This window comes from Amycolatopsis sp. NPDC005232 (genome assembly GCF_040607795.1).
Taxonomy (GTDB): domain Bacteria; phylum Actinomycetota; class Actinomycetes; order Mycobacteriales; family Pseudonocardiaceae; genus Amycolatopsis.
Genome location: NZ_JBEXHL010000008.1, coordinates 225,714 through 239,699 on the forward strand (window position 1 = coordinate 225,714; position 13,986 = coordinate 239,699).

At 68.2% G+C, this 13,986-nt stretch carries 13 protein-coding genes and 1 pseudogene; 9 read left to right on the plus strand and 5 right to left on the minus strand.

The annotated features are described in order from the left end of the window. Positions 1–412: 412 nt before the first annotated feature. Entirely contained in the window at positions 413–700 is a 288-nt protein-coding gene (locus ABZU76_RS17960; protein ID WP_354870573.1) for a hypothetical protein, read from the minus strand. Between ABZU76_RS17960 and ABZU76_RS17965 the strand changes: the two are divergent. From ABZU76_RS17965 to ABZU76_RS17975, 3 genes and pseudogenes are all read left to right on the plus strand, one after another. Beyond that, a pseudogene (locus ABZU76_RS17965) lies at positions 699–1,042 on the plus strand (IS481 family transposase); the annotation flags it as partial. The gene ABZU76_RS17960 and the pseudogene ABZU76_RS17965 overlap by 2 nt on opposite strands. A 1,129-nt stretch (positions 1,043–2,171) precedes the next feature. Then, positions 2,172–2,576 (plus strand): OsmC family protein, encoded by a 405-nt coding sequence (locus tag ABZU76_RS17970; RefSeq protein ID WP_354870576.1) that lies wholly within the window; start codon positions 2,172–2,174, stop codon positions 2,574–2,576. 136 nt (positions 2,577–2,712) lie between these two features. Then, positions 2,713–3,102 carry a maleylpyruvate isomerase N-terminal domain-containing protein gene (locus tag ABZU76_RS17975; RefSeq protein WP_354870579.1) on the plus strand — a complete coding sequence of 130 codons (390 nt, stop codon included), beginning with the start codon at positions 2,713–2,715 and terminating at the stop codon, positions 3,100–3,102. Between the two features lie 89 nt (positions 3,103–3,191). Here ABZU76_RS17975 and ABZU76_RS17980 read toward each other — a convergent pair whose 3' ends face one another. Continuing rightward, positions 3,192–4,178 carry a ferritin-like domain-containing protein gene (locus ABZU76_RS17980; RefSeq protein ID WP_354870861.1) on the minus strand — a complete coding sequence of 329 codons (987 nt, stop codon included), beginning with the start codon at positions 4,176–4,178 and terminating at the stop codon, positions 3,192–3,194. A 1,016-nt stretch (positions 4,179–5,194) separates the two neighbouring features. On the opposite strand from ABZU76_RS17980, the gene ABZU76_RS17985 reads away from it, so the two are divergent. Beyond that, complete coding sequence (locus tag ABZU76_RS17985; RefSeq protein ID WP_354870582.1) at positions 5,195–6,433, plus strand: MFS transporter; 1,239 nt, start codon at positions 5,195–5,197, stop codon at positions 6,431–6,433. A 532-nt stretch (positions 6,434–6,965) separates the two neighbouring features. On the opposite strand, the gene ABZU76_RS17990 is transcribed toward ABZU76_RS17985, so the two are convergent. After that, complete coding sequence (locus ABZU76_RS17990; protein WP_354870585.1) at positions 6,966–7,823, minus strand: universal stress protein; 858 nt, start codon at positions 7,821–7,823, stop codon at positions 6,966–6,968. 238 nt (positions 7,824–8,061) lie between these two features. Here ABZU76_RS17990 and ABZU76_RS17995 point away from each other — a divergent pair, with 238 nt between their 5' ends. From ABZU76_RS17995 to ABZU76_RS18010, 4 genes are all read left to right on the plus strand, one after another. Further along, on the plus strand, positions 8,062–8,277 hold the full coding sequence (locus ABZU76_RS17995) for a hypothetical protein (protein WP_354870588.1): 216 nt from the start codon (positions 8,062–8,064) through the stop codon (positions 8,275–8,277). A 140-nt stretch (positions 8,278–8,417) separates the two neighbouring features. Continuing rightward, positions 8,418–8,966, plus strand: a complete 549-nt coding sequence (locus tag ABZU76_RS18000; protein ID WP_354870591.1) for a carboxymuconolactone decarboxylase family protein — start codon at positions 8,418–8,420, stop codon at positions 8,964–8,966. A gap of 244 nt (positions 8,967–9,210) precedes the next feature. Next, positions 9,211–9,681, plus strand: a complete 471-nt coding sequence (locus ABZU76_RS18005; RefSeq protein WP_354870594.1) for a pyridoxamine 5'-phosphate oxidase family protein — start codon at positions 9,211–9,213, stop codon at positions 9,679–9,681. Between the two features lie 14 nt (positions 9,682–9,695). Then, a complete protein-coding gene (locus ABZU76_RS18010; RefSeq protein ID WP_354870596.1) occupies positions 9,696–10,628 on the plus strand; it encodes an NADP-dependent oxidoreductase in 933 nt (310 codons plus the stop codon). A 936-nt stretch (positions 10,629–11,564) separates the two neighbouring features. On the opposite strand, the gene ABZU76_RS18015 is transcribed toward ABZU76_RS18010, so the two are convergent. Next, complete coding sequence (locus tag ABZU76_RS18015) at positions 11,565–12,221, minus strand: response regulator transcription factor (protein WP_354870599.1); 657 nt, start codon at positions 12,219–12,221, stop codon at positions 11,565–11,567. Then, entirely contained in the window at positions 12,218–13,327 is a 1,110-nt protein-coding gene (locus ABZU76_RS18020; protein WP_354870602.1) for a histidine kinase, read from the minus strand. The genes ABZU76_RS18015 and ABZU76_RS18020 overlap by 4 nt, the downstream gene beginning before the upstream one ends. 138 nt (positions 13,328–13,465) lie before the next feature. Here ABZU76_RS18020 and ABZU76_RS18025 point away from each other — a divergent pair, with 138 nt between their 5' ends. Then, the gene (locus ABZU76_RS18025) at positions 13,466–13,978 is read left to right on the plus strand and encodes a DUF6223 family protein (protein ID WP_354870605.1); all 513 of its coding nucleotides are present in this window, start codon (positions 13,466–13,468) and stop codon (positions 13,976–13,978) included. Positions 13,979–13,986 lie beyond the last annotated feature (8 nt).

Genomic DNA, 13,986 nt, shown 5'->3' on the forward strand with positions numbered 1-13,986 from the left:
GAGGGCGAAGGCGACTGTTCGTAACACCGCGACACGGCACATCCCGCTGGCCACACCCAGAAGCAGCCGGCCAACCCCTCTTCAGTCGCCTCGTTCTATCGCGCTCTCGCCGACGACGAGGGGTCCCGAAGTACTCGGGAAAGTCGGGTGGATAGGGCTGGGCAGGTTTCTGAGCACGGGATCTGGTGGGAAGTTGCCGGTGCTCGCCGCGGCGTTCACGGGCGAGGAGCTGGAGGGGCTGCGGCGGTTCCCGGACATCGGCCGGGAGGACTTGTTCCAGTTCTTCACCCTGGCCCCGGCAGACGTCGCGTTCGTCGATCCCGGCCGCGTCACCCACGCTGACGTGGCTGCGCCAGGCCTGCCAGCGCGATCGTACCGCCGCCCAGCCCGTCCAAACGACAGTTTCCCCAGCTCAGGACCAGATCTCGGGGAACGGCTCAGCCATCCCGCCGTCAGCCCCAGCCGTCGCGGTACCCCGTTCCAGCCGGGCCGTGCGCTTGCGTGCGACGCCTTCCGACCGGGCCAGGGCGAAGGCGCTTCGGCTTCGAGCCGACCGCGGCCAGGTCCGCCGGGACGAGGCGTCGAGCTGTCCACGCAGGATGGTGGCCTTGGTGCAGGCCTGAGCGAGCCGGCCGGTGAGGATTTCGGCCTGCGATTTGAGGACGGCTGGACGGCCACCCACCGCGGCGAACATGCTCATCGCCGGCCGCGTCGGCCTGCCCGCCTCGACCGTCAACGCGGTGCTGGTGCGCTGCCGGATCAACCGGCTCTCCCGCATCGAGCGCACTACCGGCGAACCGTTACGCCGTTACGAACCCGACCACCCCGACTCCCTCATTCCGACCGACGTCAGCAAGTTCGGCAACATCCCCGACGACGGCCGGCGCTACGTCGGCGAGCAACAGGGCAAACGTCACCGCACGGCCGCCGCGGAGCGCACCGGCATGCGCGACCACTGTCGCGGCCCACGCCTGGGCACCGCCTACCTGCGCACGTCATCGACGACCACTCCCGCGTCGCCTACGCCGAAGGCCGCGCCGATGCGGGATCGATCCGCAGGACCTCGTGATCACGGACGTCCAGAACACAGGGGCGGACTGGTCGTTCGGCAAGGGGTTCCGTCCACTTCCTGACCGGCGAACTCGCCCGAGAACAGACGTGGGACCGCGGACGGTGTCCATGGCCCACGACGGCACGTACTGGTACTCACCTACTGCCGCAAGGGGACCGCGCGGCAGGTGGTCGTCGACGCAAGCGGGCCGCGGCGGCCGCTGTGCACGCCGGTGCGGAACAGGCTTGCGGTTCGTCCGGTATCCGGGCGCAGAGCGGCGCGCCTCGCTGCTGGGCGTGGCGGTGGCGGTTGATCTGCCGTTGTCGGCGCCGCGGCTGCCGCCTGTCCCGGTGCCCGATGGGTTCGCAGGCGGGGGCGAGTTCCTGCCCCACCTCACCATCAGGGGCGCACGACAGCGGCACCCGCGCGGACAACCCGCAGGCTTACCCCCAGCTCGAGCGTGAGCTCAACGTCATCGGGAAGCTCGGGTTCGCTGGGTGGCGGCCGAAAGGTCCGGCGCCCGCCGCGCGGTGATGGCTTCTCCTGCCTTCGCCGCGACACGTCCCTGGCGAGGACCTGCTCGCGGAGTGCCGTGATCGGCTGCGCGGTAAGGTCGACGGCCGCGGCGACGCTGGTGGACTGTGGACATTCGGGAGTCGGGCGTGGCCGCGGAGGATCTCGCCGAAGGCCAGTGGTTCTGGCACGAACCGGTGCGTGGACCGCGGGCACGGTCCTTGCCAGGCGCCCGGATTCAGGTTGGCGCGACCACGGTGCGGATCGTCACCACCGACGACGTCCGAGAAGTTGTGTCCGACCGGCGCGATCGGCGCGTACGACTGAGCTCCGGCCACGGCGGACCGGCACCGGCCAGTGCGGCACGTGCGCCAGCGTCGGCTCCCCGGAGCGGACCTCAGGCTGTTGCCTGCTGGCTGGCCGAGACCGGCTGGCACGGCGACCACGTGATCGCCGTCCGAGATGCGGGCTTCGCCGTGGTCGGCACGCATGATCACGGTGCTCGCGCAGCACCCAGCCTGATCGTCCCAGTGCCGCGCGGCGCTTCCCGAAACATCGGAGTCGTGCGGGTGGTTTTCAAGAGTGACAACGTCAGGAGGAGCGAGCGATGACCCTGGAAGTGCAGCGTGAAGGCGAACACGATTTCGTCGGGCGCAACGAGCGCGGAGCTGAGGTACGCATCGGCCACAAGGACTCCGAGGGTGCATTCTCCCCCGCCGAACTGTTGCAGATCGCGGCTGCCGGCTGCTCCGCGGTCACCGCGGAACACCTGATCACCCGCCGCATCGGTGACGACTCGAAGTTCACGGTTTCGGTGACCGCCGACCGCCGCGAAGGAGCGTCCGAACTGGACGCGGTGCACGTCGCCTTCGATGTCGATGTGTCCTCTCTCGACGCCGGCCAGCGGGAATCCCTCGCCGTAGCGGTGGACCGCGCCATCGACCGCTTGTGCACGGTCAGCCGGACCCTCAAGACGGGCATCCCTGTGACGGAGACCTTCCCGACCGCCTGAGCGGCACCACGCACTGAGCCGCCCGGGGAACCCTCGGGCGGCTCAGTGCTCGGCGACCACTGCGTGAACGAGGCTTCTGAGATCTGGTTATCCAGGCTCGAAGGCGGATTCGAACAGGGGAAGAAGCGCAGATGCGGTGGTCTTGGACGAGCGAACGGGGCTCGACGTCAGAAGCGCGCCGGTACTGGCGGCTTTCGCCGCACAGCGCGCCACGTTCCCCCGGCAGATCTCCGCTCTCGACGCTCGGCAGCGGCAGGCGAAGTCGCGGTGCGCCGACTGGGCGGTGCGCCAGGTCGTGCGACACGTGCAGGATATCGCCTCGAACCACGTGGCAAGGCTCGCCGGGTTCCCGTCGCCCTTCGGGGCAACGAAACCGTTCGACCCCACGTCAACACCCGATGAATGGCTTACCTTCTCCAACTGCGAATCGCCGAGCCGGACAATGACCGAGCTCAGCCGGTTGGTAGTGGAAGAAGCGCGACCGCCAAGGCGATCGCCAAGCGACCCTCGGACGAGCCTTTTATAGCCGAGATCCCGCACGCAAGGTTTCCCATGCCAACCCAGTCGACGGGCGCCGGGCGTCTCGCAAGACCCCCGGCGCCCGCCCTGTTGGGATCAGCTACTGGCAGCGCTGGTGTTGACCTCGCCATTCAGGCCCTTGGGGAAGAACCCGCCTGAGGTGGCCGCCTTCGGCGTGAGGTAGACGATGTTGAGGACCTGGCCCGGCGAGCGACTGTAGGCGATGCCGTTGGCGTCGGCCGGGACGATGTTGACATTGCCCTCGTTGTCGACGACGCCTTGGTCGTCGTCGACCGAACCGTCGAGGCTGTCACGGGCGTTGGAAAGCTTGACACTGGCCTCCTTGAGGTCGTGGCCGAGGTGGCCCAGACCGCTGAGGCTGCCGCTGTGCTGGTACAGCGCGCTGCGGATACCAGCGGCGTGGTACGCCTCGACTGCGAGGATGCCGGCGGCGGCTTCGAGGTACGTCTTGTTGCTGATCAGGGGCGCGGCGCCCTTGAAGGCGGTGACACCGACGTCCTCGAAGAGGAACGCGGCGAGCAGGAAGTTCTCTTCACAGGCGAAGGCGTCGAAGCCGTGGCCGGGTTTGACCAGGCCGGCGGCCTGGGCGGCCGCGGTGAAGCTGGACTGCAGATCGATCGGAGGGCGGCTCACCGCCGCGGAGCCCAGCGCGGTCCGCAGGAAATGGACGTGGGCCTTCTCGTCCGACGCGATCTCCTGGGCGAACTGGCGAGTCGCTTTGGACTTGAACTTGACCGCGTGACCGCCCGTGACACCGCCGTGGGTCCCGGTGCCGGTGGTCATCGAGTCGACAAGTCCTGTGCCTGTGACGGCGTGCAAGTAGAACTCGGCCTCGAGGTACTCGAGGTTGAGGGCGAAGTTGAGCACCGCACTGTCGCTGACGGCACCTTCGGCTCCCGCAGCGGTCGCTGCTGTTGCAGGTCTTGCGGCGAGCCCGCCAAGAGCTCCGGCGCCGACAACACCCAAGCTGGCCATCCCTGCTGCTTTCATGAAGCGGCGACGGTCCCGGACGTTCTCTGCACTCCGGGCGATCATCGACGCGGCGTAGCGTTTTCCAAACACGGGCAAGCTCCTCTTCCGCCCGCGAATGGCGGGCGGATCCTCAGTGGACATTGTTGGTTCAAGGCTGTGGCGGCCCCAGATACGACCGTTGTCCGGTCGGCGGGCTACCCAGTGATAACGGCACAAATCGTCCCCAAGGGCGTTTTGCTCACCCGTTGGAGACAAAGTGACGCATCGGCGACAGGTCCGCGAGCACCGCGCGTTCGGTATCCCTGTGAGGTCCGCGTCATCAGCAAAACCTCCGGGGTCGTCGGGGTGCTCGTCCTCGATCGGAACACGCGCTGGCTGGTTCGCGCCGTGCGGGCGGCGGTTCTTACCGACGATGTGCCGGCAGCCGCTGCTTCGCCTGCGGCCAAGGCAGGGACACCCGCAAGTTCGGGTGATACAGAGCGGACGGCGTCCCACCATCACGCGCTGTGCCCGGGTGTTACTCGAGATCGTCGTCTTCGCGGGTGATGTCGACAACGGTATCGGGGTCACTGGCCAGACGCAGGCCGCCGGCGAGTCTCCGTGTGACGCCCTGCCCGGAGGTTGCCCTGCGTTTCATCGCGCGCCGGCCAGGACCATCCACGCTTGATCGACTCACCGAGAAGACCTCACTGTTGGTAAGACGGCGCGAGGGACCGGCGCTAAGCACTTGCACGATGGCGTTGGTCGCTGCGCGCGCCTACGACAACCGCTTGGCCACACGCCGGAGGGGCAAGGGACAATGAGCGAAAGCAAGCAGTCACTCGAGGATCTGGCGATCCTCGAGCCGCTCAACCTTCACTTCGTCGAGACCGGCCAGGCCGGCGATGCCGCGTGCTTCAGAGATGCGCTCGCCGATGGCGCGGAGCAGAAGCCCCGCGCACCGACGCGTACCAGGGGCCTGAAGGCACCTCGATCTGTGTCTCGGCCGGCGCGGTCGCTCGGGACACCTGCTCACCGCCCGCGAGGCTCCTGGTCGTGAGACATCCGTGCAGGTCGATCGGAACCGCACAAAACCTTTAGGCGCAAGACGAGAAAGACGTGGCTCGATGCACAACGCGGCACCAGTGACCAACCCGGCCGGCAAGGTCAGGACGCTCCGGCTGGCATTCGTATCGGCTGTGGTCTCCCTGGTGGCCGTGTTTGCGGCGGTGGGTTCGACGATCCCGCTGTTCAACATCTACCGGGCCGAGGACGGGTTCACCAACGCCGACATCTCGATCACCGTCGTCGCCTACTCCGCCGCCACCCTCAGCACACTGTTGGTGCTGGGGCGGTTGTCCAATCATCTGGGGCGCCGGCCAACTTCGATCGCCAGCCTCGGACTGCTCCTGCTGGGCTGTCTGCTGCTGTTGAACGTGCACCACATCGGCATCTTGATCGCCGGTCGGCTCCTGATGGGCTTCGGCGCCGGGCTGGCCAGCAGCAGCCTCACCTCCTACATCGTCGACGCCGCACCGGCCAGGCCGGCTTGGCTGGCGTCGGTCGCCTCCAGTCAGACAGTCATGCTCGGCCTCGCCGTCGGCGCGATCGCCTCCGGCGCCCTGGTCCAGTTCGGACCGTGGCCGCGTGATCTCATCTACCTGGTCGTGATCGGCCTGCTTCTCGTTTCCATCGCACTCATTGTCGTCAGCCCCGAAACGGCCACTCCGACGCCGGGCGCGTGGCGGTCGCTGCGCCCCCGGGTCGGGGTACCCGCGCGGGCCCGGCACCTGCTTCCCGTTGCGGCAGCGGTGTTGCTGGCCACCTGGGCGACCGGGGCCTTCTACCAAGCCTTTGTGCCCGCGCTGGTCGAAGACCAGCTCCATACCCGTAGCCCGCTCGTCCTCGGACTCGTGTTCGCCGCTTACATGGGCCCCAGCGTTCTCGGCGCTCCCCTCAGCGGCCGGTTCACCCCGGCGGCGGCCCAACGCCTCGGCATGATCGCCTTCCTGGCCGGAATGATCGGCATCATCACCGCGATCGCCACGGGCACACTGGTGCTGTTCATCACCGCGACCATCGTCGCGGGCGCCAGCCAAGGCATCGCCATGAGCGCCTCCACCCGCTGCCTCCTGTCCGGCAGCACCCTGGCCGACCGCGCACCGATCTTCAGCGTCGTCTACCTGCTCAGTTACAGCGGCGCCACGATCCCGGCGCTGATCGCCGGGCAACTTTCCACCACCTTCTCGCTGCCACAGATCGCCCTCGGCTACGGCGGACTCGCCCTCATCGCCACCCTGTTCACCGTCATCGCTGCACGCAATCCGCACGCCGCGACGACCAGGAACAGCTGGGATGGCAATTAGCCGACCGGAAGATCGCCGGTGCCGGTCCGTCCGCGCTGGCCGACGCAAGCGTTCAGATCCAAACTGGACTGGGGTGACCGGCAACACCTCACCCGGTTGCGCGCGCAGGTCACACAGTTGGCAGGCTCGTCACGCGCCGGAACCATGTCCGAGCAGACCGCCGCCGAGCTTCGCGAGGGCCTGATCGACCGAGGTCGGCCAGGGCCGGTTCTCCATTCACCGCGCCGGGAGTCAGCGCCCGGACACGAGTTCTCATGGCCGTTTCCAGTCAGGCCACCAGGGTCTATCGTGGCCACCCTCGCGAGGGGTGGCTGGTGGCGCCTGTCCGGACCGTACAGCCGCCGTACTGAAGCCGCGCCCTGCGCCGCTGGATCATCTCCAGCGTCGACAGTGTGAGGAACAACCTCCGGGGCGCTTGGCCCCGGAGGTTCGGCGTTGCCAGCGCCGTCCTACCTAGACCTGCGGGTCACGAGGTAACGGATTGTGCGGCTGCCGGCCTTGACGTCGCTCGCCTTGCGCGCGAACTCTCCCGCTACCCACGCACGACCATCACGGGGCAAGGCGCGTGCTGAATCAGCGCCTGGCTCGTCGAACCGAGCACCAGTCCCTTGAACCCGCCGCGGCCCCGGCTACCGACCACGACGAGCTGGGCCTTGCGGCTCCAATCCAGCAGCTGGTGGCGAGGCTGGTCACGGACCACGACGCGCTGGACCCTCACGTCCGGGTACTTCTCCTGCCACCCCGCGAGGCTTTCGGCCAGCACCTGAGCCTGCTCCTCCTCTTCCGGCTCACCCTCGAGCACGCCGTACTGGGTTGCGAGCAGGTAGTCCGAGTCGAACCAGGAGTGCACGGCGACCAAGGGCGCCCGCCGCCAGGCCGCCTCGTCGAAGGCGGCCGCCAGCGCTCCGAGGCTGGTCTCGCTGCCGTCGACGCCGACCACCACAGGGCCCGCGGGCTCGGCGGCCGGGCGGACGATCACGACGGGGCATTCGCTGTGCGCCACCACGGACACCGCGGTGGACCCGAGCAGCATGCCGGCGTATCCGCCGCGCCCGGACGCGCCGAGGGCGAGCAGGCGGGCGTGCTTGGACTGCTCGATCAGTACCGGGATAGCCGGGTTGGGGAGGTACTCGGTGCGGGCGGTGATGTTTGCGGTCTCACGGGCGAGCTGCACGGCCTTCTCAAGGTCCGCCTGTGCGACCTGCTCGATGGCCTCGACCGCCTCTGCCACGACGGGCGGCCCGGCTGTGGCGACGGCGATCGCCGGGTCGATGGCGGACACCAACCGCAGCGGGAGGGCACGGGGTGCCGCCTCGGCGGCGGCCCAGCGTACGGCGTCCAGCGCCTGGTCCGATCCATCGACGCCGACGACGATCGCGGGGTCTGTCATGAGGTCCACTCCTTGTCCGAGTACGGCTTGGGCGAGCACACCTACACCGTTGTAAGGATACAATCGCTACTGGGGAGCAAGATCTACGATCGCCCCGGTTGATCGAGCAAAAGATCTTGCCAATCGAAGTCGGTTCTCCAAACACTGAGACGTGTGATCGAGCGCTTTGCCGAGCCATGGTATTCGGCGGGAGAAGTGTCCGAGTTCGCCGAGCAGACGCCGGTTACCGTACCAGTCAATGCACTCCACCGTCGCAATTTCAGGTCGTCGATCCCTCGCCTCGGAGTGCAGCACCGGGCGATCCGCCGACGCCGACGCCGGCGCGCTCGCCTCGGTCGGGTCCGGAGACGACTCCTACGACAACGCGATGGATGAGGCGTTCAGCCGCAGCAACCGCGAAACCGGTCTCGCGCATGAGCCGCTCGGCTGCGCCTCGCGCCACATCCACCCGTGACGGTTCAGCTTGGCCCAGATTTTCCTGGCCCGGTAGACGCCAGGGTTCACGGCCGAAAACGTGACGGTGACCCTGCGACGGTAAGAGTCGACGTAGGCTCGACGCCGACCATGCACACATCTATCGGAGGTGGATTCGCCTTGTCACGACTGAATGTTCCCGCTCCAGACGATGCGTCGCCCAGCGTGCAGCGGATTCTCGCCGGTGTTGGCGCGCAGCTCGGTTTCGTGCCGGACATGTTCAAGGTCATTGCGTCGAACCCGGCTGTTCTTGAGGCTGTCACGACTCTGCAGGGCACCTTGAGCCGAGTGCTGGACGCGAAGACCCGGCACAGCATCGCGCTCGCCGTGTCGGAGGCCAACGGCTGCGATTACTGCTTGGCGATCCACACGTACGTATCCTCCGAATTCGGTCGTATGTCGAGTGAGGACATCGCCCTCGGTCGTGCCGGGAGCTCGGTCGATCCCCAGCGTGCTGCGGTCGCTCGATTCGCCCAGCGAGTGGTTGAGAGTCGTGGGCGGGTCAGTGACGCAGATCTCGCGGCTGTGCGAGGCGCTGGGTACACCGACTCGCAGATCTTGGCGATCGTCGCGGTCACGGTGCAGGCCCTGTTCACCAACTTCATCAACAACGTCAACGAGACCGACATCGACATCCCCGCCGTCGACTCGGCCGGTGCGCCCAGCTGACCGGCGGCCCCTGGTAAGGCGGCGCGCACGGCTCGGGAAAGACCTCGTCTTGCGAACGCTGGGGATCGGCTCTCGGCGTTGATGTCGGCCGATGCCGGTTTCGAGGCCGCCGCGACATCGTGGCCGCGCTCGGCCGGGCTGCCCGCCAACGTCAACCCAGGTCGGCTTGTCTGTCAGCGCTTTCCACTTCTCCGGGCCACTACCTCACAGTTGGGCCACATTCGAAACGAAAGGAGCCGCGAACATGATCGACGCCGATATGAGGCTGATCGTGGAGGCCGCGAAACTCACCTTTGTCGCGACGGTGCGGCCAGACGGTTCGCCCAGCCTGTCGCCCAAGGCGTCGGCGCGGGTGTACGACGACGAGCACATCGCGTTCATGAACATCGCCTCGCCCGGGACCATCGAGAACCTGACCGCGGACCCGCGTATTGAGATGAATGCGGTAGACATCTTCCGGCGCCGGGGCTATCGGTTCACCGGAACAGCGGCGATTCATGATCACGAATCGCCGGTTTACCAGTGGCTGCACCGCTGGCTGCTCGACCTGAACGGACCAGGCTACCCCGCGCACGAGGCTGTCTTGGTGCACGTCGACCGCGTCCAACCGATCATGTCACCCGCTTACGCGTTCGGTGGTGCCGATGAAACCGCGCTCGTCGCCGAGTGGTCGAAGAAATACCAGGTTGGCCAGAGTGAAATGGAGAAAATGTGATGCGTGCTGCTGGAGTGCGTGAAATCGGTGGTCAAGTCGAGCTGCTTGAGTTCCCGGACCCGGCCAGCCCCGGTCCGGACGAAGTGGTGATCGAGGTTGAGACAGCCGGAGTCGGCAACTGGGACGACATCGTCCGAGCAGGGGCGTGGAATGTCGGGCTGACTCCACCGATGGCGCTGGGTGTGGAAGTCGCCGGCACCGTTGTCGCGGTCGGTTCTCAGGTCACTGACCTTCGGCTCGGCGACGAGGTTGTCGGTCATCCGCTTCCGCTGCGTCACCAGGGCTGCTGGGCGGAGCGTGTGGTTGTGGACGCGGGTCTGGTCGTGCTGAAGCCTCGTGGCGTGCCGTGGGAGACGGCGACGGCGTTCCCCGTTCCTGCGCTGACGGCGGAGCAGGTGCTCGCCGAGGCGCTCAAGGTCACCGAGAACGAGACGCTGCTCGTCCACGGCGCCGGCGGCACGACCGGTGGGTTGATCGTGCAGCTCGCCGCAATGCGCGGGGTCCGGGTGATCGCCACTGCCGGCCCCTCGAGCGCAGCTCGAGTAGCGCAGGCGGGAGCGGCCGAGGTCGTCGACTACCACGACAGCAGGTGGCCCGATCGCGTCCGTGAACTGACCGGCGGCGCCGGCATCGACACCGCCATCAACGCGGTTCCCGGAGGCAGCGCTGAGGTCATCGTGGCTTTGCGGGAGGGGGGCCGGATGGCGACCATCACCGGCGACCCGCCGGCGGCCGAGCGTGGCATCAGTGTCGCCGACGTCTACGTCCGCCCGGATGCGACCCAGCTGGCAGAGCTCTGTGCGCTGCTGGGTGATGGCCGACTGACGGTGTCAGTGGGTGCCGCACTGCCACTCGCCGAGGCGGCGACAGCGCTCGAGCGCGCTGTTTCGGGTGTCAAAGGCGGTCCAGTCGTCCTTCAGGTCAAGCCCGCACGCACGGGAGACTGAACCCTCACCTTTCAGTGCAGGCGCTGAAGCGCACCACAATGCGCGCCAGCGCCGGCCTGATCGGTTGCCGATGCCGGCGGATTGAAACTATCCGTATGAGGATGGCCGTGCTGGGAAGGTAGGACTTCGCGCGTCCATTTCTGCCGCGCGCGGCAGCGGTTGCTTGTCGGCGGCGGTGACACCGGATTGGGTGATCAGCAGTGACGTCGTGTCACCATTGCCTGACCCAGGCGATGGTGGCCGTCTTGATCTGGTGCCACCCGACGTCCGTCGTGTCGAAATCCTGGGCTGTGCATCACGGTGCCGCGGCAGTGGTCTCCTTGATCAGGATGCGGCGGACTACCTGCGCGTGGTCGTTCCCTGCACATCTGATGGCTGAGGCCGCCTGGTGGGTCTCGGAATTCGTCGAGTTTCGCGGGCCTCACCGGGTTCCTCGTCGAGGCCACCCGTCCGGCTGCACCCTTGAGGGGATCTGCACGGCATCATCGCCCGGGCTGGATAAGGCAATCTGCAGGTTAGTCTGCGATCGCGTCGGCAGTCGCCTTGGGCCGTGGCTGCCGACGCCGCGGCAGATTCCTGCGAAGTCCCATCCCTCCGCGACCAAGACCTTAAGTCTCTTGCACAAACTGATACGTGCTTGACGCCGGCGGGAACACGGCGTGGACCCGTCACTCCACCGATTCCCCCCGTCGTCCACGCTCACCGCGGCTCAGGCACCATGGACGTCCACAAGTGACCACCGATGGGCGATTCGCCACGGCGCACGCGTGCCGCACGATGAGGCGATGGTGGTCCAGCCTCCCCTACGGCGGCGACGCCTGGCCGGCGACGCGCTGCGAACAGACGCAGTTCGTGCTGTCGGACTCACGGTTCTCGCGCCGCCGCGGCCGGGGCAGACGCGCCGCGGGGGTGTCCCGGCTCCGAACCGGCTCTGGATTAAGGGTTGCCTGGGGCTGCCAGACCGGATTCGTAAGCGAACACGACGAGCTGGGCGCGGTCACGGGCGTGGAGCTTGACCATCGCCCGGTTGACGTGCGTCTTGGCGGTCAGCGGGCTGATCACCATCCGGGCTGCGATCTGGTCGTTGGACAGGCCCTGCGCGACGAGAGCGACAGCCTCGCGCTCTCGGTTGGTCAGTTCCGCGAGTCCGGCGCCGAGAGTCGGCGGCCGGGTGACATAGCGGTCGATCAGCTTGCGGGTGATCGACGGCGCCAGCAGGGCGTCACCCCGCGCTGCCACGCGCACGGCGTGCAGGAAGTCTTCCGGCCGGATGTCCTTGACGAGGAACCCGGCTGCGCCGGCGCGCAAAGCTTCGAAGACGTACTCGTCCAGGCCGTAGTTGGTCAGGATGACGACATGCACACCCGCCAGTGCCGGGTCCGCGGCGATACGGCGGGTCGCCTCGATGCCGTCGACGCCCGGCATCTGGACATCGAGGATCGCGATGTCGGGAAGGTGCGCCAGCGCCAGCGCGACCGCCTCGCGGCCGTCAGCAGCCTCGGCCACTATCTCGATGTCGTCCTCGATGTCGAGGAGCGCGCGGAACCCGCTGCGGATGAGCGGCTGATCGTCGGCCAGCAGGACACGGATCATGCCGAGTGGTCCACGGGCAGTTCCGCCTGGACACTGAAGCCGCCTTCACTGCGCGGTGCCGCCCGGAGGCGCCCGCCGAGGGCCGAGACGCGCTCGCGCATCCCGAGCAGGCCGACACCCGGCTCCGACGCAGTGTCCACAGTGGCCTTACCGTCGTCGTCTACCCGGATGACCAGTGTGCCGGGCCGGTAGTCGATCCGGACCGACGCGGTGGCCGCGGCGGCGTGCCGGGCGACGTTGTTCAGCGACTCCTGGACGATCCGGTAGGCGGTCCGGTCCACCGCGGCCGGCACGTCGTCGCAATCGCCCTCGATCGTCAGCTGTGCGTCAAGGCCGGCGGCCCGAGCCCGGCGGACGAGTTCCGGAACGTCGTCGACTCCGTGCGGCGGCTTCTTGTCGTCGTCGCGCAGCGCCTCCAGCGTCGCGCGCAGCTCCCGGGCCGCCTCGCGACCGGCGTCCCGGATCGCCAGCAAGGCGTCCGGCACGTCCTCGCCCCGCTTGCGGGCGAGGTGGACGGCGACTTCAGCCTGCACCTTGATGACGGAGATCTGGTGGGTGAGCGAATCGTGCAGTTCCCGCGCGATGTGCAGCCGCTCCTCGTCGGCGCGCCGGCGTGCGGTCTCCTCGCGGGTGCGCTCGGCCTCGTCCGCCCGGCGCTCGGCCTGCCGCAACGCTTCCCCCGCCGCGCCGGCGGCGATCAGCCACGCCAGCTGGAGGACGTCGCGGGACTGCGTGAACGCCTCGCCGGCGTCGTGCAGACCCGACGCCAGGAGCGCGAGCGGAACCGCGAGCAGCATGAGCACCGAAGCCGCCACCGCGGCGACGCGGTGTCCGGCCCGGACCGCGGCGTACACGGCGAACAGGTACGCGACGACGGGCACTTCGAACCCGACGGCCTGGTACCCCACCGCGCACGAGGCCGTCACCGCCAGCACCGCGATCGGCGCCCGGCGGCGCGCGGCTAGCACCAGACCGCCGAGGACCAGCAGCGCGTACCCCAGCGGGTCGAGATCCGTGGGCAGGTGCTGCACGGACCGCCCGGCGATCAGCAGCGCCGCCGCCACACCGACGGCGATCACCCCGTCCACGATCCGTCCGCGGCTCATCCCCGCACCCTAACCGGGGATCCGCGCGAGCGACTCCTGCACGAAGAGGATTCACGCACTACCGCACTTGTAGTAGTTCCGTGACTCCTGCGGCGCCCGCGGCAGCGGGACTTGCCTGCGCCCGCACGACGACACGCGGTGGACCCGGCGGACATGCTCGACGACGTCCCGTCTTCGGAGAAGAAGGAGCACCTCATGTCCGCCCGCCACCTGCTCGCCGCCCCCGCTGCCGCTCTACTCGGGGTTGTCCTGGTGGCCACACCGGCTGCCGCGCACGTCTCGGTCCAGGCAGCCGATGTGGGCGCCTACACCCTGACGGCCGCGCGCTTCTGGGCCACCGCGGCCGCACTGCTGGGCCTGATCGGCACGATCATCGGCGGCCGGGCTCTGGCCCGCGCCATCCGCCGTATCGGCAACGGAGGAGGGAGAGGAGCCATCGTGGCCCTGGCGTCGGGGCTGATCGCCGCGGTCGGCGGCGCGGTGAACCTGGTTGTCGCCGACGGCGGTCCCGGCACCGGCAACGGCGTGGTCGGTGGCGCTGCGGCTGCAGTGCTGGGGCTGATCGCATTGGTGCTCGGCGGGCTCGCGATGACTCGCACCCGTCGGACCGTTTCGCCGGCCGACCAGATGACCAGCCGGCCTCAACGGTAGATACATCA

What these genes read in the sequence shown, in the direction of transcription:
- ABZU76_RS17990 (WP_354870585.1), bottom strand. Translation starts at nt 7,823, where the DNA reads ATGACAGACCCCGCGATCGTCGTCGGCGTCGATGGATCGGACCAGGCG.
- ABZU76_RS18020 (WP_354870602.1), bottom strand. Translation starts at nt 13,327, where the DNA reads ATGAGCCGCGGACGGATCGTGGACGGGGTGATCGCCGTCGGTGTGGCG.
- ABZU76_RS17960 (WP_354870573.1), bottom strand. Translation starts at nt 700, where the DNA reads ATGAGCATGTTCGCCGCGGTGGGTGGCCGTCCAGCCGTCCTCAAATCG.
- ABZU76_RS17995 (WP_354870588.1), top strand. Translation starts at nt 8,062, where the DNA reads ATGCACTCCACCGTCGCAATTTCAGGTCGTCGATCCCTCGCCTCGGAG.
- ABZU76_RS17970 (WP_354870576.1), top strand. Translation starts at nt 2,172, where the DNA reads ATGACCCTGGAAGTGCAGCGTGAAGGCGAACACGATTTCGTCGGGCGC.
- ABZU76_RS18005 (WP_354870594.1), top strand. Translation starts at nt 9,211, where the DNA reads ATGATCGACGCCGATATGAGGCTGATCGTGGAGGCCGCGAAACTCACC.
- ABZU76_RS17985 (WP_354870582.1), top strand. Translation starts at nt 5,195, where the DNA reads ATGCACAACGCGGCACCAGTGACCAACCCGGCCGGCAAGGTCAGGACG.
- ABZU76_RS18015 (WP_354870599.1), bottom strand. Translation starts at nt 12,221, where the DNA reads ATGATCCGTGTCCTGCTGGCCGACGATCAGCCGCTCATCCGCAGCGGG.